Annotated in this window: 17 protein-coding genes; 4 read left to right on the top strand and 13 right to left on the bottom strand. The window is 66.1% G+C overall.

Annotated features, from left to right (window positions below; all coding sequences use genetic code 11):
* Positions 1-76 precede the first annotated feature (76 nt).
* Entirely contained in the window at positions 77-724 is a 648-nt protein-coding gene (locus SY91_RS27900; RefSeq protein ID WP_185921249.1) for an RNA-guided endonuclease TnpB family protein, read from the top strand.
* Between the two features lie 441 nt (positions 725-1,165).
* Here the strand turns inward: SY91_RS27900 and poxB are convergent, their stop codons facing one another.
* Together poxB and SY91_RS27890 are read right to left on the bottom strand one after the other, a co-directional pair.
* Positions 1,166-2,887, bottom strand: coding sequence for a ubiquinone-dependent pyruvate dehydrogenase (gene poxB, locus SY91_RS27895; protein ID WP_023476956.1), 1,722 nt, complete (start codon positions 2,885-2,887; stop codon positions 1,166-1,168).
* A gap of 293 nt (positions 2,888-3,180) precedes the next feature.
* Positions 3,181-3,681, bottom strand: a complete 501-nt coding sequence (locus SY91_RS27890; protein WP_023476957.1) for an Lrp/AsnC family transcriptional regulator — start codon at positions 3,679-3,681, stop codon at positions 3,181-3,183.
* Positions 3,682-3,876: 195 nt separating this feature from the next.
* Between SY91_RS27890 and SY91_RS27885 the strand changes: the two genes are divergently transcribed.
* Positions 3,877-4,893 carry a 1-aminocyclopropane-1-carboxylate deaminase gene (locus SY91_RS27885; protein ID WP_023476958.1) on the top strand — a complete coding sequence of 339 codons (1,017 nt, stop codon included), beginning with the start codon at positions 3,877-3,879 and terminating at the stop codon, positions 4,891-4,893.
* 44 nt (positions 4,894-4,937) lie between these two features.
* Here the strand turns inward: SY91_RS27885 and SY91_RS27880 are convergent, their stop codons facing one another.
* From SY91_RS27880 to SY91_RS27830, 11 genes are all read right to left on the bottom strand, one after another.
* Complete coding sequence (locus tag SY91_RS27880) at positions 4,938-5,741, bottom strand: heparin lyase I family protein (protein WP_185921248.1); 804 nt, start codon at positions 5,739-5,741, stop codon at positions 4,938-4,940.
* Positions 5,698-6,462 (bottom strand): WecB/TagA/CpsF family glycosyltransferase, encoded by a 765-nt coding sequence (locus SY91_RS27875; protein WP_023476960.1) that lies wholly within the window; start codon positions 6,460-6,462, stop codon positions 5,698-5,700. Before SY91_RS27875 ends, SY91_RS27880 begins: the two co-directional genes overlap by 44 nt.
* Positions 6,459-7,355, bottom strand: a complete 897-nt coding sequence (locus SY91_RS27870) for a glycosyltransferase family 4 protein (protein WP_185921247.1) — start codon at positions 7,353-7,355, stop codon at positions 6,459-6,461. The genes SY91_RS27875 and SY91_RS27870 overlap by 4 nt, the downstream gene beginning before the upstream one ends.
* A gap of 116 nt (positions 7,356-7,471) precedes the next feature.
* Positions 7,472-8,719 carry a hypothetical protein gene (locus SY91_RS27865; RefSeq protein ID WP_023476962.1) on the bottom strand — a complete coding sequence of 416 codons (1,248 nt, stop codon included), beginning with the start codon at positions 8,717-8,719 and terminating at the stop codon, positions 7,472-7,474.
* Complete coding sequence (locus tag SY91_RS27860) at positions 8,716-9,984, bottom strand: hypothetical protein (protein WP_023476963.1); 1,269 nt, start codon at positions 9,982-9,984, stop codon at positions 8,716-8,718. Before SY91_RS27860 ends, SY91_RS27865 begins: the two co-directional genes overlap by 4 nt.
* Before the next feature lie 20 nt (positions 9,985-10,004).
* Complete coding sequence (gene wecC / locus SY91_RS27855; protein ID WP_023476964.1) at positions 10,005-11,249, bottom strand: UDP-N-acetyl-D-mannosamine dehydrogenase; 1,245 nt, start codon at positions 11,247-11,249, stop codon at positions 10,005-10,007.
* A 28-nt stretch (positions 11,250-11,277) separates the two neighbouring features.
* The gene (gene wecB, locus SY91_RS27850) at positions 11,278-12,456 is read right to left on the bottom strand and encodes a non-hydrolyzing UDP-N-acetylglucosamine 2-epimerase (protein ID WP_023476965.1); all 1,179 of its coding nucleotides are present in this window, start codon (positions 12,454-12,456) and stop codon (positions 11,278-11,280) included.
* 19 nt (positions 12,457-12,475) lie between these two features.
* On the bottom strand, positions 12,476-14,728 hold the full coding sequence (locus tag SY91_RS27845) for a polysaccharide biosynthesis tyrosine autokinase (protein ID WP_185921246.1): 2,253 nt from the start codon (positions 14,726-14,728) through the stop codon (positions 12,476-12,478).
* A gap of 7 nt (positions 14,729-14,735) precedes the next feature.
* Positions 14,736-15,224: a low molecular weight protein-tyrosine-phosphatase gene (locus SY91_RS27840; protein WP_043887977.1), complete on the bottom strand. Its 489-nt coding sequence runs from the start codon at positions 15,222-15,224 to the stop codon at positions 14,736-14,738.
* Positions 15,224-16,459: a polysaccharide biosynthesis/export family protein gene (locus SY91_RS27835; RefSeq protein WP_052334997.1), complete on the bottom strand. Its 1,236-nt coding sequence runs from the start codon at positions 16,457-16,459 to the stop codon at positions 15,224-15,226. Before SY91_RS27835 ends, SY91_RS27840 begins: the two co-directional genes overlap by 1 nt.
* 34 nt (positions 16,460-16,493) lie before the next feature.
* Positions 16,494-17,906 (bottom strand): undecaprenyl-phosphate glucose phosphotransferase, encoded by a 1,413-nt coding sequence (locus tag SY91_RS27830; RefSeq protein ID WP_023476967.1) that lies wholly within the window; start codon positions 17,904-17,906, stop codon positions 16,494-16,496.
* A 348-nt stretch (positions 17,907-18,254) separates the two neighbouring features.
* On the opposite strand from SY91_RS27830, the gene SY91_RS27825 reads away from it, so the two are divergent.
* Together SY91_RS27825 and SY91_RS27820 are read left to right on the top strand one after the other, a co-directional pair.
* A complete protein-coding gene (locus SY91_RS27825) occupies positions 18,255-20,411 on the top strand; it encodes a ShlB/FhaC/HecB family hemolysin secretion/activation protein (protein WP_023476968.1) in 2,157 nt (718 codons plus the stop codon).
* Between the two features lie 140 nt (positions 20,412-20,551).
* Positions 20,552-23,254 carry a GLUG motif-containing protein gene (locus tag SY91_RS27820; RefSeq protein ID WP_185921245.1) on the top strand — a complete coding sequence of 901 codons (2,703 nt, stop codon included), beginning with the start codon at positions 20,552-20,554 and terminating at the stop codon, positions 23,252-23,254.
* Positions 23,255-23,332 lie beyond the last annotated feature (78 nt).

The raw sequence follows: 23,332 nt of genomic DNA, 5'->3' as shown, positions 1-23,332 counted from the left end.
AAACCCCGTCCTTCAGGACGGGGAGGAAAGGAGTGCTGTTGACAGACAGCTTCTTCCACGGGTTAGGATCACCGGCATGATCCTTGTCTACCGCTACCGCGTGAAGTCGCTCAACGGACTGCTTAACAAGCAGAGCCGCGCGGTGAACTACGTCTGGAACTTCTGCAACGACACGCAGAAGCACGCGCTCAAGTGGGGCAAGAAGTGGCCGACGGGATTCGACCTGAACGTGCTGACGACCGGCAGCAGCAAAGAACTCGGTATTCACTCCGGCACGGTCAACGCGACGTGCGAGCAATACGCGAAGTTGCACGCCAAGGTGGCAAATGCCCGTGCCGATTTTCAACACAAGCTCGCGGTCGATCTGGTGCGGCGCTTCGATTACATCGCGGTCGGCAACGTATCTGCCGTCAAACTCGCCAGAACCAGGATGGCGAAGAGCGTCTACGACGCATCCTGGTCGTCGTTCCGGAACAAGCTCCGCTATAAAGCGATCGCGCACGGGGCCACGTTCGAAGAAGTCGACGAAAGCGGTTCGACCCAGTCCTGTTCGGCGTGCGGGTCGAAAGACAGCACGACGCGGCCGAAAGGTATCGCGGGACTGCGAATAAGAGAATGGGCCTGCAGTGGATGTGGTGTCGTGCATGATCGTGATATCAACGCTGCGCTGAACATTCTCCGATGCGGACGTGCATCGCCAGGTGTGGGAAGCCTCTCCCTTTAGGGAGAGGAGGACGTCAAGCGCATCCTCCTGGGCGAATCGGTCCGTCGCTGGACACGCGACGGTCAATCGATTCTAGGAAACGCAAACTTAAGGTGACGTGAAGATTGACCCTGATTTGCCTGACCAATTCGTGCTGGATCAGCGCTCCTCCGATTCACAATCGGCGATCGGCTTGCTGCTGCAAGTGCACGGGATAACGCTTGCCGGTGATTCGGGACGGCCGCAGTGCCGTGTCGATCGCGGCGCGATCGTCGGCTGTGGGCCCACCGCAACCTAAATGGGGTCGAAAACTTTGTCGCGTGCGAGGTCTGTCGCCCGCGAACCGCCATCCGGCCGCCGCGTTGAGGTGGTTCGTCGAAGCCGCGCGCGCGCGAGCGGGCGGCCCGGCCCGGGCTGTAAAGCACCGCGCGCCATACTGAATGCACGGCGCGCGGCATTTCCTCAGCGCAAGTTGGTTCTCGCGAGCTCGACGATTTCGTCACCGCGACCGCTGAGGATCGCGCGCAGCATGAACAGGCTGAAGCCCTTCGCATGCGCGAGTTCGATCTTCGGCGGCATCGCGAGCTCGTACTTCGACGTGACGACGTCCACCACCGCCGGCCCGTCATGCTCGAACGCCGTGCGCAACGCGTGCTCGACGTTCTCCGAATGCTCGACGCGCACGCTGAAGATACCGGCGCCCTTCGCGATCGCCGCGAAGTCGGTCGGGCTCAGGTCGACGTTCGTGTCGAGATAGCCGGCCGCCTTCAGCTCCATCGACACGAAGCCGAGCAGGCTGTTGTTGTACACGACGACCTTGATCGGCAGCTTGAGCTGGCGTGCGCTCAGCAGATCGCCGAGCAGCATCGACAGCCCGCCGTCGCCCGACAGCGACACGACCTGCCGCCCCGGATGCGCACCCTGTGCACCGAGCGCCTGCGGCATCGCGTTCGCCATCGACCCGTGATTGAACGACCCGTGCAATTGCCGCTTGCCGTTCATCGTCAGGTAGCGCGCGGCCCACAGCGTCGGCGTACCGACGTCGGCCGTGAAGATCGCGTCGTCGGCCGCGACTTCGTCGACGACCTTCGTCAGGTACTGCGGATGGATCGCGCGGCCCGGCGGCTCGGCCACCGCGAGATCGTCGAGCCCCTTGCGCGCGGCTGCGTAGTGCTTCAGCGCGTTCTCGAGGAAGCGCCGCTGCGTCTTGCGCGTCAGCCGCGGCAGCAGCGCCGCGATCGTTTCCTTCACGGTGCCCACCAGCCCGAGCGCGAGCGGCGCGCGATGGCCGAGCTGCGAGCCCTTCCAGTCGATCTGCGCGATCTTCGCGTTCGTCGGATAGAACGGCCGGTACGGGAAATCCGTACCGAGCATCAGCAGCGTGTCGCACGACTCCATCGCGTGATAGCCGGAACTGAAACCGATCAGCCCCGTCATCCCGACGTCGAACGGGTTGTCCCATTCGACGAACTGCTTGCCGCGCAGCGCATGCACGACCGGCGCGCCGAGCGTGTCGGCCAGCGCGACCACTTCGTCGTGCGCCCCCTGCGTGCCGCTGCCGCACAGCAGCGTGACCGCGTCGGACCCGTTGAGCAGCGCCGCGAGCCGGTCGAGATCGGCATCGGCCGGCAGGATCGACGGCGGCGCCGATTCGCTCCACGCCGGCGCCTCGTCCGGGCCGTCGCCGAGCGCGATGTCGCCCGGCAGCACGATCACGGCCACGCCGCGCTCCTCGATCGCGGTGCGCATCGCCCGCGCCAGCACGCGCGGAAACTGCGACGCGTTCGTCACGAGCTCGGCGAAGTGACTGCATTCGCGGAACAGCTCCTGCGGATGGGTTTCCTGGAAATAGCCGAGACCGATCTCGGTCGACGGAATGTGCGCGGCGATCGCGAGCACCGGCTGGTGATTGCGGTGGCAGTCGTACAGCCCGTTGATCAGGTGCAGGTTGCCGGGCCCGCAACTGCCCGCGCACACCGCGAGCCGCCCGGTCGACGCGGCATCGGCGCCGGCCGCGAACGCCGCGCTTTCCTCGTGCCGCGTGTGCATCCAGCGGATCGAGCCGATCTGGCTCAGGCTGAACGACAGGCCGTTCAGGCTGTCGCCCGTCACGCCCCAGATGCGCTCGACGCCCGCTGCCGCCAGCGTCTTCGCCAGGTATTCCGCCATCGTCTGTCTTGCCATGATGCCCTCGCTCGTTGATCGGTCGTCGATTGATCCGGCTGCGGCGCCTGCGGCCTTCGCCGAGATGACGGGACGAGCATACGCGATCGCGCCGAGCGGCGTCGTGACGGTGCAAACGGCATGGCATGCGCGACAGCGCGGCCGGGCCCGTTCGCGCGGCCAGCCCGCTCTTTCCGCGCGATCGGAAGAGCGTCGCTGCCACCTGGGCAATCCGTGCACGCGGGCCGATGCGGACTCGGCCGGACGCCGCTTCGTCCTGGAGCGTCCGCCCGGCCACGCGCGGACGTCATGCGCTATACCGGCAGCGCATGCGTCGACAGGATCTCCTTGAGTACCATGAACGAGCGCACCTGCCGTACTCCCGGCAGGTACAGCAGTTGTTCGGCATGCAGCCGATTGAAGCTGTCGTTGTCGCGCGTCCGCACGAGCATGAAATAGTCGAATTCGCCGGTCACGACATGGCATTCGACACACCCTGACACTTTCTGCGCGGCCTTCTCGAACGCGGCGAACGTTTCCGGCGTCGAGCGATCGAGCACGAAGCCGATCACGACCAGCATCCCGGCACCGAGCGGCTTCGGGTCGAGCAGCGCGACGATGCCGCGAATCAGCCCCATTTCCTTCAGCCGCTCGACGCGCCGCAGGCATGCCGGCGCGCTCAGTTTCACTTTCGCCGCGAGGCTCACGTTCGAGATCGACGCGTCCTGCTGCAGTTGCCGCAGGATCGCGCGGTCGATGCGGTCGAGCGCCGGTGCGGCGTCAGCGGGTGATGCGCTGCCGCGATCTAATTTCATTGCGCCAATCTCCTTTTCAGCGAATCGGAATTGTCTATTTTTAATTATTAACTTCGATAAAGTAGGTCGACGCAATTCATTTCGCAAGCTCATTTCCCGCGCTTCTGCCTATCATTTTCGTCATCGGCGCACGGCCTGCCGGCCGCGCCCGAACGATCCGATTTCCCGCCTTGTTCCCCTTCCGGAGCCCCGCCGATGAATCTGCAACGCTTCCCCCGTTATCCGCTGACGTTTGGCCCGACGCCCATCCAGCCGCTCAAGCGCCTGAGCGCGCATCTCGGCGGCAAGGTCGAGCTGTATGCGAAGCGCGAGGACTGCAACAGCGGCCTCGCGTTCGGCGGCAACAAGACACGCAAGCTCGAATATCTCGTTCCCGACGCGCTTGCGCAGGGTGCCGACACGCTCGTGTCGATCGGCGGCGTGCAGTCGAACCAGACGCGCCAGGTCGCGGCCGTCGCCGCGCATCTCGGGATGAAATGCGTGCTCGTGCAGGAGCACTGGGTCAACTACGAAGATCCGGTGTACGACCGGGTCGGCAACATCCAGTTGTCGCGGATGATGGGCGCCGACGTGCGGCTCGTATCCGACGGTTTCGACATCGGCATTCGCCGCAGTTGGGAAGAAGCGATGGAGAGCGTGCGACAGGCGGGGGGCAAGCCGTATCCGATTCCGGCCGGCTGCTCCGAGCATCCGCTCGGCGGCCTCGGGTTCGTCGGCTTCGCGGAAGAAGTGCGCGCGCAGGAAGCCGAGCTCGGCTTCAGGTTCGACTACGTCGTCGTCTGCTCGGTGACGGGCAGCACGCAGGCCGGGATGGTCGTGGGCTTCGCGGCCGACGGACGCGCGGACCGCGTGATCGGCATCGACGCATCGGCGAAGCCGGAACAGACACGCGAACAGATCACGCGCATCGCGCGGCATACGGCCGAGCTGGTGGGGCTGGGCCGCGATATCGTCGAACAGGACGTCGTGCTCGACACGCGTTACGGCGGGCCCGAATATGGGCTGCCGAGCGACGGCACGCTGGAAGCGATTCGGCTGTGCGCACGGCTGGAAGGCATGCTGACCGATCCCGTTTACGAAGGGAAATCGATGCACGGGATGATCGACAAGGTGCGGCTCGGGGAATTCGAGCCGGGGTCGAAAGTGCTGTATGCGCATCTCGGCGGGGCACCGGCGTTGAGTGCGTATAACGGGATTTTTCGGGAGGGTTGAGAGGGTGCGGGCGCATGCGCGACATGCGCCCGGTGCCGCTCGGCTCAGTCGGCCGACTGGCGCAATACCTTCATTTCGATGTCGCCGTAATACAGGGTCCGCTCGGTCACATCGGACGGCCGGGTCTTCCACCACCATTTGTAGAGGCCGAGCTTGAAGTAGGCCTGATGGTCGTTCGGGAACGCGTTCGGTACACCCGTCACATGCACGACGCGTTCCCCGTTCCGGAAGACGTCGGCCAACGCATCGACGCCGCGATCGTCAGGCCGATACCGGAGCATCCACCAGACCGGTTCCCCACGATCCGCGATCGGGTCGCCAAACGCGAACGACCGGCTCGGCGTGCCCGGCGCACCGCGTACATCGACTTCATATTTCCCGTTGTGCAGCAGCAACGCGAACGGCGGCGATCCATCGTTACCGCCCTGATGCAACTGGGCAATGAGTTCCGGCTGTCTGGAATCGAACCGATAATCGGCGGGAATCACCGTCGACCAGCGCACCTCGTAATCGCGGCCGTTCACGAAGCGAAACACAGGGGAAAAACTGACTTCCGAACGGGGCGTCCCGCTCGCCACCTCGCTGAAGTCCTGCGAACGGTTCATCGATACCTTCAGCAGCGTGTCGCGAATGCCGAACAATTCGCCCGTCGTGATGTTCTGTGGTGCCGGTTCCTGCAGACGAAGCCGCGAATCGATACCGCGCGTCCAGTCCGACCGATAGAAACGCGTTTCCTCATGCGCGCCACCCGACGGGCCCGCGTGGCAAGCCGATACGACGAACATGCATGCGGCGATAACCCATCTACTGCGCATCGGCCGCTCCTTTGCGCCGAAACAACCGGGCAAGATACGCGCCTGCGAGCATCGCCAGGAACCGACTGTTGGTCGACAGATAGCGCTTCCACATCCGCCCCGGCTCCTGGATCACGCGAAACGCCCATTCGAGGCCGCTGCGCTGCATCCACAGCGGCGCCCGCTTCACCTTCCCCGCCACCACGTCGAACGTGCCGCCCACGCCCATCACGAAATCGACGCCCAGCTGCGCTTTCCAGCGATCGATGAAATTCTCCTTGCGCGGCGACGTGATCGCGACGAACAGCATTCGGGCGCCCGAGCGGCGGATATCGTCGACGACCGCCTGTTCGTCGTCCCAGAAATAACCGTGGTGATATCCCGCGATCGGCAGCCCCGGATAACGCGCCGCCGCCACCGCGACAACCTGTTCGACGACTTCCCGCGTCGCGCCGAGCAGATAGACCGGCAGCCCTTTCGCGTCGGCCAGCGCCAGCAGCCGATCGAACAGATCCACGCCCGCGACGCGCTCCGGCACCGGGATACCGAGCAGCCGCGCGCCCCACACCACGCCCATGCCGTCGACGTTGACGATGTCGCATGCGCGGACCGACGCGGCAAGCTCCGCATCGCGCTGCAGATGAACGACCTTCGCGACGTTGACGACCACGTGCTGCGTGAATTCCCGCTTCTCGACTCTCGCGCCGATCCAGTCGACCGTCTCGTTCATCGACATCAGGTGGATCGGGCATGAGAAAAATTCGGCGCGGTTCATCGCATGGCCTCGTTATCGCGTTTTTCGGTATCGGGCACCGCGTGCGCGAATCGCGGCGGCTGGCAAAGCGACGCATACAGCGCCTTCAACTTCGTGGACACATCGGCGGAGAAGTAACCGAGCGCCGCAAGCCGCTCCCGCCCGTTGGATCGCATACTGGCCTGCAACACATCCGCAAGCTCGTTCGTGAGCCGTCCCGCGTCGTGGTCGAACACGACCATGCCGGGCGACACGCCGTCGAGCAGTTGCCGCACGTTGCCGACATCGACCGATACCACCGGCAGATTGACCGCCATCGCTTCCTTCACCGATTGCGGCGAGCCTTCGCGGGTCGACGTCATCAGCAGACACGCGGCACGCGCCAACAGGTCACGCACCTCGCTGCGCTCCAGACCGTCGATATGCCGCTCCTGCACCCGGATGCCATGTTGCGCCGACAGTTGCCGAAGCACCTGCGCAAATAACGGATAGTTCTTTTCCGGGCGTTGCGCGGAAGACGGAAACACGACGATCGGCAACGCGGATTCAGCACGCGCATCGTCGCGGTGCTCGACGAAGACCGTCTCGTCGACCGCGCACGGGATCGTCTCGCAGCGCCGGCGCAGCCGGATCAAACGCGATGAAATTTCCGCGCTGACGCCAATGCACGCGTGCGCGAAGCAGGCCATCGTTTTCGATACCAGCCGCATCCATAGCGGGCCGAGGATGTCGGTGCCGTGAAATGTGATGACGACTCGCGCCCGGGTAAGCAGGCGAACCAGCGGTGCGGAGCACGCGCTCAGGCCGAAGTGATAATGCACGATGTCGTATCGTCCCGCGCGCGCCGCCTTCCAGACTTGCCCGATCGATCGCAGGTATTCGCCCTTGTCGCGATACCCTTCGATGACGAGCACGTCGACCGTGCCGGCGCCCGAGCGCCGGAGCGCCTCGACCTGCTCGGTCACGAACACGCCTTGCCACGGGCTCGTACGGTTGCTGCCGAGATACATGTTCGTGACGACGAGAATTTTCATGATCGAATCTCCACCGCACCACGGCGAGATGTGGGTCCGGCGCCTGGCCGTCCCCACGAGAACGCGTACATGGCCAGCAGTGCGGAAAATACGTAAGACGGCGACACAAACGCCATCGAGAAGATGTTGTCGAAGCAGAACGCGCCGACGATGTAGAACCAGACGGCCGGCTTGCGTCGCGCCTGTCCGTAAGCCAGCACGAACACGAGCCACGCGATCGCGCCGAACACGCCCATCTCGACGAACAGATGCGGATAGAACGTATCGGTGGTCTTCAACAGCCCGCCGAGCCCGTACCAGTCGAAGTGATAAAGCTGGTAGAGCGGCGACGAGAATTTCACCGATGCCGGACCGCCGAAGCTGCCCAGCCCCTCGCCCAGCAAATTGCCGTTGCGGATCGATTCGAACATCACGCGATAGGATTCGGCGCGCGCCGAATTGCCCGCAACGACATAGAACAAGATCTTTGCCATGCCGACCTTCAACAGCGAATCGAGCATGCCCATCGCCATCAGCACGAGCATCGCGCCCGCCATGCCGGCCGCGGCCAGCCACGCGCGCACGTCCCTCACGTTCCGCACGAACGGGTAGAACGCCAGCGCCGCGAACAGCTTGAACGAGAAACCGAGCAACCCGAACAGCAGGAAGCCCCACGATGCCATCGCCGCGCGGCGGCCGGACCAGTACCAGCGGCACAGCAGGAATGCGCAGAGATTGATGAAGCTGAATTCCGAGAAGAATCCCATCCATCCCTGTGCGCGCAGGAACAGCCCGGAGTCGATGCGGACCGGCATGAACAGCGGCAGCCCGATCGCGTACGAAACGTAGAAGTACAACTGAAACAGATCGTTGCTGACGACCACGCCGATGAACGTCTTGACCAGCACGTCGAGCCGGTCGCGGTACGGGAAGATCGCCACCGTGATCGCGACCGGAAAGAGGAAGCGGACGAGTTCCTCGATCCCTGCAGCCGGGTTGAACGACAGCAGCATCCCGATGCACAGCGACACCGCGACGGGAAGCGCAACGACGGCCAGCCGGTGAAAGCGCGGACGCAGCAGGATCGCCATGAACACCAGCGCGAACGCGCCCATCTTGACGATCTGCGAACGATCGTCGTCGAGCGTGAGCAGCGTATCGCTGACGCAGAAGACCCAATACGCCAGCGCAAGCAGGCCGGCGCCAAGATCGGCGACCCGCGATCGACGCCCCGCCATCGCCGGCGCTCGAATCGCGACGCTCATGGGCGCGCTCCCGACGGGACCGGAATGTCCTCTGCGCCGATCGACGCCGCATACGACGAACATACCCGTCGCGCATGCAAGACCACGATCCCGTTGCGGATCAGCGTCACAACCACCGCCGACGCGAGCATGCAGAAGAACCCGGCTTCGCCGCCGATCGCGACGCTGCCGCCGAGCAACGCGACGAACAGCGTCGACGTACCGATGTTGATTCGCGCGGTGACGGCACTCTTCTCGAACGCCATCATCACGTTGCTGCCGACGACACCAAGCACCCCGGCCGCGCACTGAATCGCCAGCAACACGCCGCCCGCGAGCGCCATGTACCGGTCATCCCCCTCCAACCCCGCCCGATAAGTCAGCCCCGCCACCATCGCCAGATTCATCACGAGCACGACCAGGTTCGACAGATCGATGTTGCGCCGCATCGCGCCCAGCGTCGTATCGAGCGGCGCCTTGTCCTTCTTCCGCTTCACGAGATCGGGCAATTGCGCGATCGAGATGGCGCGCGGCAGCAGGTTGCCGACCGCGGTCACCGATGCGAACAGCGACAGCATCCCCGCGAACGACGCGCCGCACATCGCCTTGGCCGCCGGCACCGTCACCAGCGCGATACCGCCGGACAGGAAATTGGTCAGCCCGAACTGCAGCCCCTTCATGTCGAGACGCATCGCGAACACGCCACGCCCCGGCGCCCCGATCGCGACGAACATCGCGACGGCCACCCCCATCAGCGTGAGCGCCAAGCACAGCGACGCGGAATAGCCGTGACGCGTGCCGACCTGAAGCATCGCGCACGAGCCCGCGATCAGCAGGCAGTCGAACGCAATCGTGATCCGGTAGCGGCGGGTCGACACGAAGAAATGTCGCGCGAGCTGATACACGGTCCAGCCCCACATCAACGCGACCACGCCGCCGAGATCGAACGCGGCAAGCCCGGTCGCGGACACCAGCACGCACGCGAGCGTGGCGGCCAATGCCGTCCATCCCGCCATCGACACCAACGAATAGAACGCGTCGCGCGCCGCCTGCCGCCCGTCGCTGGCCGGCACGCGCACCAGGATCAGCGTCGCCCAGCCGATGGCCGTGAAGAAGCCGATCATCTGCGCGATCGACAGGTTGGATGCTACGTGTCCGAGTTCGTCCAGCGAATGGATCCGCTGGATGACCCAGAACGTCAGCACGCGATACAGGCCGGGCGCGCCCGTACAGACGAGCGCCTCGAGACGGCCCAGCAGCTTCCCGGCATCGGCGTTCCGCATCATGACGTTGCGCATCCCGCCCGTTACGCGCGCGCGAGCACGCCGCGCGTGTCGATCACGACCTTGGTCTGCAACCGCACCGGGTCCATCCGGCGGAACGGCGCGTGATCGACGAGGACGACGATCACGTCGGCTTCCGCGAGCGCGGTATGCAGATCGCACAGCCGCGCCTTCGCGTCGAGCGACGCCGGCAACGCATCGACGTTCGGCTCGACGACCAGCAGCGTCGCGTCGACATGCTCGGCCAGCGCATCGACGATCTTCATCGCCGGGCTCTCGCGCAGATCGTCGATATCGGCCTTGAACGCGAGGCCGAGACACGCGATCACCGGCTCGCGGAACCGGCTCGCCGCGTGCCGCACCCGCTCGACCACGAAATGCGGCTTGTCGTCGTTCACGTGACGCGCCGTGCGGATCAGCCGCGCATGCTCCGGCGCCGAATCGACGATGAACCACGGATCGACCGCGATGCAGTGTCCGCCGACGCCCGGCCCCGGCTGGAGCACGCTGACGCGCGGATGGCGGTTCGCCAGCCGGATCAGCTCCCACACGTTGATGTCGAGCTGGTCGCAGATCACCGACAACTCATTCGCGAACGCGATGTTCACGTCGCGGAACGCGTTCTCGGTGAGCTTGCACATCTCGGCCGTCCGCGCATCGGTCAGGATGCACTCGCCGCGCACGAACACCGCGTACAGCTCCTGCGCGCGCGTACCGCACTTGCGCGTCATCCCGCCGATCACGCGATCGTTCTCCACGAGCTCGCGCACCACGTGGCCCGGCAGCACGCGCTCCGGACAATGCGCGATCCGGACGTCCGAGCGCTCGCCGGCCTGCTGCGGAAACGTCAGGTCCGGTCGCTGCGCGGCGAGCCACGCCGCCATCCGTTCGGTCGCGCCGACCGGCGACGTCGACTCGAGCACGACGAGGTCGCCCTTCTTCAGCACCGGCGCGATCGACCGGCACGCGGCCTCGATGTAGCTCAGGTCGGGCTTGTTGCCGTCGGTAAACGGCGTCGGCACCGCGATCAGGAACGCATCGGCCGGCTCGGGCGTCGTCGTCGCACGCAGGTGGCCCTGCGTCACGGCCGCATGCACGAGCATGTCGAGTTCGGGTTCGACGATGTGGATCTCGCCGCGATTGATCGTGTCGACCGCATGCTGCGACACGTCGACGCCGATCACGCTTTTGCGGCGTGCGGCAAAGGCTGCGGCGGTAGGCAGGCCGATATAGCCCAGCCCGATGACGGAAACGGTTTCGAATGACATGAACGAGGTTCTCCAGACGTCAGGGAATTCAGCAGAGCGAGCCGGCCAGATACGCCGGCCCCTGCGTCAACGTCGGCGGCGACACGAGCAGATCGGCGATCCGCCCGCTCGCGCGGCCGTCGCCGTACGGGTTGTGCGCGCGGCTCATCGCGCGATAGGCGTGGCCGTCCTCCCACAGCTCGACCACCGCGCCGACCAGCCGCTCGACCTCCGTGCCGACCAAGCGAACCGTGCCGGCCGCGACGGCTTCCGGCCGCTCGGTGGTGTCGCGCATCACGAGCACCGGCTTGCCGAGCGACGGCGCTTCTTCCTGGATCCCGCCGGAATCGGTCAGGATCAACCACGCGCGGCTCATCAGATAGACGAACGGCACATACTCCTGCGGCTCGATCAGCACGACGTTGTCGATGTCGCCGAGCAGCCGCGTGACCGGCTCCCGCACGTTCGGATTCAGATGCATCGGATAGACGATCCGGCACTCCGGATAGCGCTTCGCGATCGTCGCGATCGCCTCGCAGATCTGTTCGAAGCCGCGGCCGAAGTTCTCGCGGCGGTGGCCGGTGACGAGGATCATGCGTCGTGCGTCGTCGACGAACGGGAACCGCTCGCGCATCTGCTGCACCAGCGCCGGATCGCGCGTCAGGCGTCGGGTGATCGTCAGCAGCGCGTCGATCACCGTGTTGCCGGTCACGTGAACCCGGCCGGCCTCGACGCCCTCGGCCAGCAGGTTCGCGCGCGACGTTTCGGTCGGCGCGAAGTGATGCAGCGCGAGCGCGCCCGTCACCCGGCGGTTCGCCTCCTCGGGCCATGGCGAATACAGGTTGCCGGTACGCAGACCGGCTTCCACGTGCCCGACCGGAATGCGCCGGTAGTAAGCCGCGAGCGTCGCGCCGAGGGTCGTGGTGGTATCGCCGTGCACGAGCACGAGATCGGGCCGGAACGTATCCAGCACCGGGTCGAGCGCATTGAGGATGTGCCCGGTCAGGCCGCCGAGCGTCTGCCCCGCGCGCATCAGGTCGAGATCGAAATCCGGCACGATGCCGAACAGGTCGAGCACCTGGTCCAGCATCTGGCGATGCTGGGCCGTCACGCAGACGCCGCAACGCACGCCTTCGCGGTCCCGCAGCGCATGGACGAGCGGCGCCATCTTGATGGCTTCCGGGCGGGTGCCGAAAGTGACGAGAATGTTTTCGTAGTGATGGGTCATCGGATTCTCCGTCGGCGGATCACGCGCGATCCGCGGCGGTATGCGAATCGGCGCCGCCATATGCGTAGGCGCCGTAGTTGCCGTACTGCGCGGAGCGCAGTCCCGGCCGGAAGTCGTTGAACACGACGGCCGTCGTGCGCGCGCCGACGCGCTCGATGCGTTTCGCCGATTCAAGGAGTTCGCCCGTGGTCGTCACGCCGGAGCGCGCGGCGAGCAAGATCGTGTCCGCATGGGCGGCCAGCACGGTGGCGTCCGTCACCGGCAGCAGCGGGGGCGCGTCGAGCAGCACGAGGCTGTAATCGCGGCCGACCTGCGTCAGCAATGCCGCCAGGCGATCCGACGACAACAGCTCGACCGGCCGGTCGGTACGCGGGCCGGCCGGCAGCAGATCGACGTTCGGTGCGATATCGCGCACGATGGCGTCGTCGACGGCCGCGCCGCCACGCAGGACGGTCGACAGGCCGACATCCGGCCGCACCCCGAAGCGCTTCGCCAGTTCCCCGCGTCTCAAGTCGCCGTCGATCAGTAACACGCGTTGGCCCGACTGTCCGAGCAACGCGGCGACGTTGGCCGACAAGAAGGATTTCCCGACGCCCGCGGAAGGCCCGGTGATCAACACGCGGTTGCCTTCGGGCCAGTCCAGCAGCTGCAGCCGCAGCGCCGTGCACAGGCTGTGCAGCGCCTCGACCGCGGGTTCGTTCGGCCGTGCCAGCGACAGGATCGGCGCATGGCCCTGCGCCGCGACGGCGCGCTGCGCGAGCCGGCGCTGGGCGGCACTGTGTGGAATCGTCGCCATCACGTTCAGGCCCGTGTCGAGCTCGATCTCGGCCGGATCGGTGATGCCGCCGAACAGCACCGCACGGCCGATGACGCCGCACGTGCCGAGCACGAGGCCCACCAGCGCCGCAATCGCCGTGACCAGTACCGGCTTCGGCCGTACGGGTTCGTCCGGCACGATCGCGCGATCGATCACGCGCACGTTGCCGATCTTGCTCGCGGTCGCGACGCGAAGCTGCTGGATGCTGTTCAGCAGGCCGACGTAGATTTCGGTTTGCACGGTCACGTCTCGACGCAGCCGCACGATGTTGCGCTGCGCGTCGGGCAAGCGCCGGATCGCGTCGTTGACCGTCCCGATCTGGGCGCGAGCCGCGGCGATCTGCCGGTCGACGGCGGTGAGTTCCGGGTGCGCAGGCGTCAACGTCGACGCCAGCGCAAGCCGCTTCTGTTCAAGTTCGAACAGCGACGTCTGCACGGCCGTCGATTGCGTCAGCATCGCCTTCGCCTGTTCGGTCAGATCGACGATTTCATGGCGAGCCTGGTACGCGTTGAGACGATCCTCCGCCGTACGCAACCGGCGCTCCACCGTCGGCACCTGATCGCTGAGGAACGCGAGCGACTTCTCGGCGGTCGCCGCCTTCCGGTTCGCGTTCTGCCGCACGTAGTTGTCGGCAATCGCGTTCAGCACCGCCGCCGCGCGCACCGGATCGTGGCTTTCGTACGACACGCCGATCACGCCGGACTGATCCTTGCCGCGGTTCGCGATGGCCAGCTTCTTCCGCAATTCGGCGAGCACGACCTGCTTCGACCCGGCCTTCACGACGAACTGTGCACCGGCCGCGGCTTCGATGCCGGCGACCTGCAGCATCACGTCGCCGGCGGCCGTCTTCACGCGCAGCGGCGCGCCGATCTCGCCTTCCACATCGCGGTCGAGATCGTTTCCGGACACCCGATAGCGCCCGCCGCCCAGCAACGTGACGATGAACGGGTGTTCGCGGAAGCCGGGCGGCACGTCGAATGCGGTCACGTCGATGTGCTCGTTGCCCCACACGAAGCCGCCGACCCCGAACAGGCCGGGTGTCGACAACCCGTGATTGAAGCGCGCGATCGCGGCCCCGATCAGCGGCACGCGGCGCGGCAGCGCTTCGATATACAGGCGCTGGACGTCGACGACCGGCTCCGTCACGAGGCGCGAGCGCAGGATTTCCATTTCGCCGTCGTCGGTCGACTTCACGTCGAACAGCGCGCCGAGGCCGCCTACGAGTCCGCCTTCCGCCATGCTGCGCAGGTCGGAGCCGCCACTTTCGACCTGCACGGCGATGTCGGCCTTGTAGACCGGCTTTGCGACGAGCGCATAGGCGGCGCCGAGTGCGGTGCACGCCGCCGTGACCGCGAAAATGCGGCCGGCGTGCGCGATCAGCACGTCGAGGATGCCACGCACGTCGAGCTCGTCGGCATCGCGCGCAAGGGATCGACCTGGGTTGGTTGTGTTCATCTGAGACTCACTTCATGTGTTCCGGCGCAACCGCGCCGGCATCCGGACGTCGCGACGGGTTCGATTCGAGACGGGCGATCCGCACGGCCCAGTCGGCGACGCCGTGCTCGATCAGCTTCATCGCGTAGTCGTACACGTGACGGCTTCGGCGGTACGGATCGGGAACGTCGGTTCGATAACGCTCGGCGAGGCGATATACGCGGCCGCGCGTCATCGGGTAGGCCCGCTCGATCAGATGACGCTGCGCGGTCTCCATCACGAGAATCAGGTCGGCCCACCGGCAAATGCTGTCGTCGACGCGTCGGGCCCGGTGCGGAGCGCGCCCGAAACCGCGCGCGACCAGCAATTCGTTCATCACCGGATCGATCGGCGTTCCGCCGATCGCCGCGATGCCGGCCGACTCGATCGTGCGGCCGGGCACCGCGCGAGACAGCAGCGCCCACGCGGCCGGGCTGCGGCAGACGTTGCCGGTGCACACCACGAGGATCCGGTTCATCATTTCGTGACGATCGCGGCGGTCAGGCCCGCGTTGATGGCCGGCAGCAGTTGCGCGAGCACGCGTCCGAAGCGCGCGAGCTTCGTGCTGTCGACGTACACGACGTCGCGCGGCTGCAGCTCGAATTCGTTGGCCAGCACCATCGACACCGGCGATCGTCCGTCCAGATGAAACACCTGCGCTTGCCGTGCCTCGCCGGCGCGAATCACATAGGTCTGCTTCGGATCGGAAGTCCCCTGATTGACGCTGCCGGCCTGTGACAACGCGTCGGCCAGCGTGAGCCGGCCGTTGCGCAGCGGCAGCGCCGTCGTCGGCTTGTTGACCTCGCCCATCACGTACACGCCGAACTGGTCGCGTGCGCCGACCTGCAGAAGATCGCCATTGCGCAGCACGATGCGCGACGGATCGAGACGCTCGCGGATCAAGCCCGGCAGATCGACCGGATAGGCGACACCGGCGCGCACGAGCGTCATGCGGCTCTGATCGGCATCGGCCGTGAAGCCGCCCGCGCGCGTGACGGCTTCGAGCAGCGTCATCGGCGTGTCGTTGAGCGGTTGCGCACCCGGGGCATGGACCTCGCCGTCGATATAGACGCGATTGGCGCGATACGACGCGACGCGCACCGTCAATTGCGGTGCGACGAACCACTTCGAGAGCCGCGCGCGCAGCGCGGCCTGAATCTCGCGGGTGCTCATGCCCGCGACATGCAGTTCGCCTGCATACGGAAACGCCAGGTTGCCGGCTTGATCGACGACGAAGCCGGCCGGAGGATCGGCCGGACGGGCCTGCTGCGCGCCGGGGCTGCCCTGCGCCGCCGCCAGCTCCGGACGATCCCACACGGTGATCTGCAGCACATCGCCCACGCCGATCGCGTAAGGCGCCGGCTCGGCAAGAAGCGCTGCACGTGAGCGTTCGTCCTGCGCGCGCGCCTCGCGCCGCTGGGCCGCGATCAGGTCGCCGTCGATCGTCCCGATCGGTATCGACGCCGCGTCACCCGAAGCGGAACCGCCTTGCGGCCGACCGACGGAGGCCGCGTCGATGCGATGCGTCGACACCGTCAGGCCGCTTTCGTGAATCCGTGTCGCGATGCCGCCGTCCCGCGACGCATCGTTCGCGAGATCCATGTGCATGCCCGGCTCGACCGCGCAAGCGGACAGCAGCAGTATCGCGGGCAAGACCGTCAGCGCCGGTCGCAAGCGTTGCGCCCATGGGCGCGCCCCATTTCCAGTTTCCATATCCGTATCCAGTCTGCGCGCGTCGATGCGTCGCTCAATAGGCGTTGCGATGCGTGAATCCATACCGGATCGTTGCCGCCACGATCCGCAAGTCCATCGAAAATGACCAGTTGTTCAGGTAATAGAGATCGTGCTCGACGCGCTTGCGCATCTTCTCCACGCGATCCGTTTCGCCGCGCAGACCGTTGACCTGCGCCCATCCGGTGATGCCGGGCTTCACGCGATACCGGTGGATGTAGCCGTCCACGAGATCGCGATAGGCGTTGTCGTGCTCGACCGCATGCGGGCGTGGGCCGACCACCGACATGTCGCCCTTCAGCACGTTGAAGAACTGCGGCAGTTCGTCGAGGCTCGTGCGCCGCAGCAGCGCGCCGATGCGCGTGACGCGCGGATCGCCGCGCGTCGCCTGGCGAACCTCGCCGGGCGTGGCCGCGTGATGCACGTGCATCGTCCGGAACTTGTAGATCGAAAAGATCCGGCCATAGGCCCCCATCCGCCGCTGCCGGAACAGCACCGGCCCGGGCGACGACAACTTGACGGCGACGGCGATCGCCGCCAGCGCCGGCGCGATCGCGATCAGCGCGACGCACGCGAAGACGCGGTCGAACAGCGCCTTGCCGATACGCGCCCGCATCGACAGCGGCGACGCCACGAGATCGAGCGCCGGCATGTCGGCGATACTGGCCGGCCGTGTCTCGAACGGCGCCATGCCGGTCAGTTCCGGCACGAACCGGATGTCGACGAGTTCGTTGCGGAATACGCGAACCAGCTCGCCGATGCGGTCCGCATCCGACAGCGGGAGCACGATCCAGATTTCGCCGACGCCCTCGCGGCGCACACGCTTGACGAAACGCGCCAGACTGCGACGCGACCGCACGCCTTCCATGCTCGTCGCAGGCAGGCCGGACGTGTCGAAGACCGCCTCGACACGACGCGACGCATCCGGGCCGCGCTTCGCCAGCGCGTCGTAGAGCGCGCCGTGCCCGACGATGCCGACGGCCTCGCGCGTCGCGTGCCGTTTCGCCGCCCGGCCGCGCCACCGCGTCCACATGCCCCTCAGGGCCCGCAGCGCGGCGAGCCCCGCCGCCGACAGCGCGAACCAGACGACGACCCAGCCCGGAACGGGCCAGTAGCGGCCGTCGAGCGCGAATGCCGTGGCGAACCCCGTCCCGACGACAATCGCCGGACCGGCAAGCGCCATACCGGCGGCACGCCAGCGCGCGCCACCCACACGATCCACGTGGGGGCCGGCCACGGAGAACACGATCCATGCGAGCGGGACCGAGATCGCGACCATCAAGTAGTCGAGCGTCGCGGGCGACCACTCGCCGATCCACGACCTGGCCACGACGGCGGCGACGACAAGCAGGCAAACATCCAGCAGGGTCCCGCGGAAAATCGTTTTCCTGAAGATCGGATCGTGCCGCGCGGAGTCGAGCAAACGCATAACACCTCATTGAATTTCTACTGAACCGGACAAGGCGGAGACAGACGCGTACCGTTTCATTGGACGTGACCGCACCATCGCGAATCTCATTCGGATCTGTCAAAGCGACTTTTCAGGATTACGAAAATACTGACGAATGCGATCGACACGAATGTCACCATGTGTCAAATCGATCGTCTCAACGACGTACATCAAGACGCTTGAAAACCACCAATTGCGACACCTTTCACGCAAACGTCACGGGAAAATTCGTGATGGTTTTAATGGTGCCATCGCAATCATGCAGATCAAATCGGACGACTTCCAAAACAATATTCAATGCTCTAGTACTCGTCCTATATTGGCGCGATGCATTTCTCAACATGTCGCCAGCCCGAAGAATTCATCTCGGTCAAGCCCCTGCTTTGCACACCTGCCAAAAACCGGATCAAACGCGCGCCGTCGATCGCGCCATGGGAAAAAGGCAAGATCCCTGACTCGCACGACGCGTCCGGGACGAGCCGTCCATCGAGCGGTCCCACGCCGGGAAATCACGAGCATTTCCGACGGCTTCAAAAAATCCGACAAGACAAATGGAACGCGATATGTCTCTCGTACTTGTTCAATATCAATCGCCTGAGATCGCCCCTAATATCCGACGGCTCTCGATACATCGATCTGACAAAGCAGGAAGCTGCTCAAGGAACAAGGAAAGACCGCGTGGACATTCGCTTCATTTACCGTATCAGGAAGCCCAGGCGTTCTCGCCCGACTCATGAAACCGTCGAATACCTGGTCAGCTCGTGGTCCACGCCGAGCGTGAACGCCACCTTCAAATGCAAAGGAATTCGAAATGTGTCCGGATCCGGCCAGAACACGCGATACGCGCTCGGCATCGCCGCCCTGCTCCTGCTTCCGGCGCTCGTCCGTGCGCAAACGCACGTGCCCAGCGCGGGCCAATCGTTACGCGACGTCGAAACCGTCCGCCCGTCGCTGCCGGCCGCGACACGGCCCGACATCGACCTTCCGCGAACGGAGACCCCGCAGGAAACCGATCGCGACACCGGCCCCCACGTCACCGTCCACGCGTTCAACCTCGAAGGCAACACGGTCTTCACCGCCGCGCAACTGAAGCCGGTCCTGGCCGATCTCGTCGGCCGCGACCTGAGCTTCGGCGAGCTTCAGCAAGCCGCCAACCGGATCACGGCCTATTACCGCGAGCGCGGCTACGTGCTCGCGCGTGCCTATCTCCCGCAACAGGACATCGACAGCGGCGTGGTCCGTATCGCCGTCACCGAAGGCCGCTACGGGAAAGTCGAGCTGCACAACCGCACACGCGTGCTCGACCGCGCGCTGCGCCAGCCGCTCGCGGTGCTCGAGCCTGGCGATGCGGTACGCGGCGCGCCGCTCGAGCGCAGCCTGATGCTGCTCGACGAGATACCCGGCGTCAACGCGAAAGGCACGTTGCGCGCAGGCGCGGAGCCCGGCACCACCGATCTCGTGATCGATGCCGAGCGCGGGCCGTTCGCCACCGGCTCGATCGACCTGGACAACTTCGGCGATCCGCTCACCGGGCGCTACCGCGCCACCGGCAGCATCGACGTCAACACGCCGCTGCGGCTCGGCGACCGGTTCTCGCTGCGTGGGCTCATCAGCAACAAGAACCAGCGCTATTACCGCACCGCGTATCAAGTCCCCGTTGGGCCGGCGTCGACGCGCATCGGCATCGCATACTCCGACATGAATTACCGGCTCGGCGGCGAATTCCGGGAACTCGGCTTTCGCGGCGACGCAAACGTGCGCAGCGTGTTCGTCACGCAGCCGCTGGTGCGCAGCCGCCGCGCGAGCATCGACGTCCGCCTGGCCTACGACAACAAGCATCTGCGCGACGATTACGGCGCCTTCGACATCGTCAGCGACAAGCGCGTCGACCTCTGGTCGATCGGCATCAGCGGCAACAGCGAGGACACCCTCCTCGGCGGCGGGCGCAGCGGCTTTTCGGTCAGCGTCGGCAACGGTCGCATGAGCGGCAACGATCCGCTGGAAGCGAACCGGTTCGCGAAAACGCACGGCCGATTCACGACGCTCAACGTCAGCGCGTTACGACTGCAGACGCTCGGCGCCCGGATGCAGTTCTTCACGCAGTTCAGCGCGCAGCTTTCGTCGCGCAATCTCGACGCGTCCGAAAAATTCAGCCTCGGCGGCCCTTACGGCGTGCGCGGCTACGCGCTCGGCGCGGGCAGCGGCGACAACGGCTGGCTGGCAAGCGCCGAACTGCGCTATCTCGCCACGCCTGGCTGGCAGATCAGCACGTTCATCGATACCGGGCACGTGCAGTTCAACAAACAGCCGTGGACACGGGAGCGCAACGGCGTGCAACTGTCGTCGATCGGCATCGGCACGACCTGGTTCGGCACCGGGCGCCAGGTCAGCGTGACGGCCGCGTTGCCGCTGGGCAACACGGAAAAGGTCGTCACGGTCACGCGCTCGCCGAGCGTATGGCTGCAGGCCGCTCAGTATTTCTGAACCGCAGGGCGGCCCGGACGCCCGGCGTCATTCGCAGTACAGGAAGCAGGCAGGCATCCCGCTTCCCTTTCGGCCGCTTCATCACGCATACGCAGCGGCCTTCTTCAACCACCCGTATTCGATACGAGGAACGCACAATCATGAACAAGACCTACGCACTGGTCTGGAACCAGGCCCAGGCGTGCTGGAGCGCGGTCGGGGAAACCGCGCGCCGCCGCGGCAAATCGAGCGGCGGCAAGCGCGTCGCCACGGTAGTCGTCTCGCTGCTCGGCCTTGCCGCGCTGCCCGCGTTCGCACTGCCCGGCGGCGAAAAGATCACGGCCGGCAAGGCGGACATCCTCCGCTACGACGACGGCCACACGATGGTCATCAACCAGAAGACCGACAAGCTCATCACCAACTGGCGCGATTTCAGCGTCGACCGCGGCGAGCGCGTGGCGTTTCTTCAGCCGAACAGCAACTCGGTCGCGCTGAACCGCGTGATCAGCAACAACGTCAGCAACATCGACGGTCCGATCGATGCCAACGGCAAGGTGTTCATCGTCAACCCGAACGGCGTGATGTTCGGCCCCGGCGCGCAGATCAACGTCGGCGGCCTCGTCGCGTCCACGCGCAACATTTCGGACGCCGACTTCCTCGCCGGCAACTATCGCTTCTCGGGCACGTCCGCGGCAGCGATCATCAACCAGGGCAACCTCACCGCCGCGGACGGCGGCGGCATCGCATTGCTCGGCGCGACCGTCATCAATACCGGTGTGGTCCAGGCGAAGCTCGGCCGCGTCGCGCTCGGCGCGGGCAACACATTCAGCGTCAACTTCGACGGCAACGGCCTGCTCAGCCTGCAGGTCGACGAAGGCGCCGTCAACGCGCAGGTCTATAACCACGGCCTGCTGAAGGCCGACGGCGGCGAGGTGCTGATGACCGCGCGCGCGGCCGGCAACCTGCTCGGCGCGGTCGTCAACAACTCCGGCACGATCGAGGCCAGAGGCCTGGCAAACCGCGGCGGCAGGATCACGCTCGACGGCGGCACGGTTCAGGTCGCCGGCAAGCTCGACGCGAGCGCGGCGCAAGCCGGTGCGCCGGCCGGCTCCGTCACGACCCGAGGCGAGCGCGTGCAGGTCGCGCGTGACGCGCAGGTCGACACGCGCGCCGGCAACGCAGCCGGCAAATGGACGATCGAGGCGGCGAACGCCGGCGTGAACGGTGGCGATGTTGCCGGCCGCTCGATCGACGCCGATACGCTGGCGCGCAACCTCGGCACGACGAGCGTCGAGCTCGCGAACACGCAGGGCGACCTGACCGTCGGCAGCCCCGTGTCATGGACCAGCGACAACACGCTGACGCTGACGTCGAAAAAGGCGAACGTCGATCTGCGGCAAGCCTTGTCGGCGACCGGCGCGAAAGCCGGCCTCGTGATCAACGCGGCCGACAGGATTCGCGTGAACGACGCGCTGAAGCTGACCGGCAGCAACGCCCACCTCGAACTGAATTCGGCCAACGGCCATGTGCTGGCGAACGACAAGGCCATCGTGACGCTGTCGGGCAAGCACGCGTCGTATCGCTCGAACGGCGAGAACTACACGGTGCTGCACACGGTCGACGACCTGCGTAACGTCGACGCGAACCTGAACGGCCGCTACGTGCTCGGCAACGCGGTCGACGGCAACGGCGCGAACTTCCGCAGCATCGGCGGCAAGGAAACGTTCACCGGCAAGTTCGACGGCCTCGGCAACACGATCGCCAAGCTGTCGGTTTCGAACACGGAGCGGGGCGTCGGCCTGTTCGCGTCGAACGGCGGCCGCATCGCGAACCTCATCCTGCAGGGCATCACGGCGACGTCGTCGGGTTCGCGCAACGGCGCGGTCGGTGCGCTGGTCGGCTACAACACCGGCACGATCGAGAACGTCGTCGCGAAGGACGTCGACGTCAAGGGACGCGGCAGCGTGACCGTCGGCGGCCTGGTCGGCTCCAACCTCGGTGGCACGATCGATCGCGCGACCGTCAGCGGGCAAGTCGAAGGCGATCGCGATACGACCGCGATCGGCGGTCTCGCCGGCGAGAACATCACGCCGGAAGGCAAGTCCCGCACCCGCGCGACGATCCGCGACAGCCACGCGGACGTGCGCGTCGCCACCGCCGGGCAAGGCGCGGCGGGTGGGCTGGTCGGCGTCAACGGCGGCCTCGTCGAAGCATCGTCGAGCGCGGGTCGCGTCACCGCGACGGGCGATGCGGCGATGATCGGCGGGCTGGCCGGTCTCAACCTGGGCAGCGGCGTCATCAAGTCTTCCTCGTCCTCGTCGTCCGCCACCGTGACGGCGGGCCGGAATGCGGTGGCAGGCGGGCTCGTCGGCCTCAACGCCGGCACCGTCACCGCATCGCGGGCCAGCGGCGACGTGACGCTCGGCGATGTCGGCAACGCGGGCGGCCTCGCGGGCGTCAACACCGGCAAGATCGACGGGGCGTCGGCGAGCGGAAACGTCGTGGCCGGCAACGACAGCGCGGTCGGCGGGCTCGTCGCGTACAACACCGGCGAAATCCGGGCCTCGCGCGCGAACGGCAACGTGACGGCCGGCAACGACAGCCATGCTGGCGGCCTGGTCGGGTTCAACCTGGGCACGATCGACGGCGCAACCGCGACGGGCAACGTTCAAGCCGGCAACTGGAGCTTCGCCGGTGGTCTTGTCGGATTCAACTGGGGCAAGCTCGCGAACGCGTCCGCGACCGGCAGCGTTCGAGCCGGCAGCGACAGCCTCGCCAGCGCCACCGTCGGAGTGAACGTCGGCCAATTGGTCGCCGTGACCGGCACGGGCAACGCGCAATCCGGCCCGAAGACCGATTTCTAACGCTCACGGAAGCGCGCCCCGATCGTCGTCCCGATCGCTGCCGCGATCGGCACATGCACGCCCGGCGCGCTTCCCGTT

It is taken from the genome of Burkholderia cenocepacia (assembly GCF_014211915.1).
GTDB classification, from domain to species: Bacteria; Pseudomonadota; Gammaproteobacteria; order Burkholderiales; family Burkholderiaceae; genus Burkholderia; species Burkholderia orbicola.
The sequence above is the reverse complement of the archived record's forward strand: the minus strand, read 5'-3'. Positions and strand labels throughout refer to the sequence as shown.